Source organism: Sutterella sp. (assembly GCF_052272535.1).
Taxonomy (GTDB): Bacteria; Pseudomonadota; Gammaproteobacteria; order Burkholderiales; family Burkholderiaceae_F; genus Sutterella.
Genome location: NZ_DAVZJY010000296.1, coordinates 1 through 2,406, shown reverse-complemented (window position 1 = coordinate 2,406; position 2,406 = coordinate 1). Strand labels below are relative to the sequence as shown.

The window sequence follows — 2,406 nt, the reverse complement described above, 5'->3', positions numbered from 1 at the left end:
GAAAACGCCGCGCTCCCCCGGGCGGGAGAACGCCGGGAGGGATCCCGGGGGCGGTGCGCAGGAGAAGAGGCCGAGTCCGTCTCCGGCGGGTGCCTTAGGCCTTCTTCGCCTCCTCGCGCAGGAGGTTCAACGCAGAGCCGGCGCGGAACCAGGCGATCTGGCGTTCGTTGAGGCTGTGCGCGAGCTCGAAGTCGCTCTTCGTGCCGTCCTCGTGGAGCACCGTGGCGCGGAGGGTCCTGCCGGGGGCGAGGTCCTTGAGGCCGTGAATCGAGATGCGGTCCTTCTCGCGGATCAGGTCGTAGTCGGCCGGGTTGACGAAGGTGAGCGCGAGAAGCCCCTGCTTCTTGAGGTTCGCCTCATGAATGCGCGCGAAGCTCCGGGCGATGACCGCCTTCACGTTCATGTAGCGCGGCTGGAGCGCGGCCTGCTCGCGCGAAGACCCCTCGCCGTAGTTTTCGTCGGCGACGATCACCGAGGACTCGCCCTTCGCCTTGTAGCCCATGGCGACCTTGAAGACCGTGTCGTAGTGCTTCGTCTCCTGGCTCCAGACGTGATCGGGCTGGTCGGGAACGAAGGCGTTCACGGCGACCGAAAGCGTCGCTTCGGCCATCTTCGGGATGTTGCCCACGTACTCGATGCGGCCCGGGCAGATGTGGTCGGTCGTGCACTTGCCCTTCACCTTCATGAGGAGCGGGAGCGCCTCGAAGTCCTTCCCGTCCCAGGCGGGCCAGGTGTCGATGTAGGCGAGGCGGTCCTGGTCCCGGCCGAGCACGATCTCCTTCACCTGGAAGGTCGGATGACGGCAGCCCGTTTCGGCCGCGGCGTAGCCCTTGAGCGGGAGCTCCGTGCCGTGGGCGGCGCGGAAGAAGAAGTCGCGTCCGTCGGGCGTCTTGATGGCGTCGGTCATCGGATTGAAGCTGAGCGACCCGGAGAAGGCATAGGCGACCGCCATGTCGGGCGAGACGAGGAAGGACTCCGTGAGCGGGTTGCGGTCGTTGCGCTTCTTGAAGTTGCGGTTGAAGGCCGCGACGATCGTGTTCTTGCGCTTCGGGTTGTCCTTGCGCGCCCACATGCCCACGCACGGACCGCAGGCGTTGGCGAGGAGCGTCACGCCCGCCTTTTCAAAGACCGCCGAGAGGCCGTCGCGGTCCATCGTGCGCTGCACGAGGTTCGAGCCCGGAGCGAGATAGAAGGGGCACTTGGGCTTCAAACCCGCGTCGAGCGCCTGCTGCACGAGGTCCGCGGCGCGGGTGATGTCTTCATAAGACGAATTCGTGCAGGAGCCGATGAGGGAGGCCTCGACCTTGTCGGAGAGGCTGCGCTCGACGACGTTGCGCTTCATTTCGGAGAGGTTCATCGCGCGGTCGGGCGAGAAGGGGCCGGAGACCTGCGGCTCGAGCTTGCAGAGGTCGAGCTCGATCACCTGGTCGTAGTACTTTTCGGGATGGGCAAAGACCTCCGGGTCGGCGCGCAGGTCGGCGGCGCACTTGTTCGCGAGCTCGACGACCTCCTTGCGGCCGGTCTTGAGGAGGTAGTCGACCACGTGCACGTCGTAGGGGAAGACCGAGCTCGTGGCGCCGAGCTCCGCACCCATGTTCGAGATCGTCGCCTTGCCCGTCGCGGAGATCGTCTCGATGCCCGGGCCGAAGTATTCGATCACGGCGTTCGTGCCGCCCTTCACCGTGAGGATGCCGAGCATCTTGAGGATGATGTCCTTCGGCGCGGACCAGTCGTGGAGCTGACCGGTGACGTGCACGCCGATCACCTTCGGAACGGGAAGCTCCCACTCCATGCCGGTCATGCAGTCGACCGCATCGGCGCCGCCCACGCCCACGGCCATGCCGCCCAAACCGGAGCCGTTCGGCGTGTGGGAGTCCGTGCCGGCGATCAGGCACCCCGGGAAGGCGTAGTTTTCAAGCGTTTCCTGATGAATGATGCCCGCGCCCGGCTCCCAGAAGTCGCAGCCGTACTTGTCGGCGACGTTGCGCAGGAAGTCGTAGACCACCTGATTGCGCTTGTTGGAGATCATCAGGTCCTTCTTCGCGCCCTCGTGAGCGAGCGTGAGGTGGTCGCAGTGAATCGAGGTGGGAAGCTTCACCTTCGGGAAGTCGACCACCATGAACTGGAGCATCGCGGTCTGCGCGAGCAGGTCCTGCATGACGAGATGGTCCGCGCGCAGGTACATGTAGTCCGTGCCGCGCTTGAAGTCGCGCATCGAGGCCGGGTCGTGAAGGTGCGCGAAGAGGATCTTTTCGGTCTGGGTGAGCGGGCGCCCGAGGGCCTTGCGGGCCGCGGCGACGCGTTCCGGATAGGCCGCGTAGAAGGCCCGGATCTCCTCGATGTGGCTGATCGGGTGCTGGAAGTACGGATCGGGCGTTCCGGCCCAGGCGCGGGCGGCCGGCGCGG

At 66.0% G+C, this 2,406-nt stretch carries 1 protein-coding gene; it reads right to left on the bottom strand.

Annotation, left to right across the window (positions count from 1 at the left end; genetic code table 11):
* Positions 1-94 precede the first annotated feature (94 nt).
* Positions 95-2,406, bottom strand: a 2,312-nt coding sequence (locus ACT6Y9_RS10420; RefSeq protein ID WP_443744484.1) for an aconitate hydratase, incomplete at its 5' end; no start/stop codon positions are given.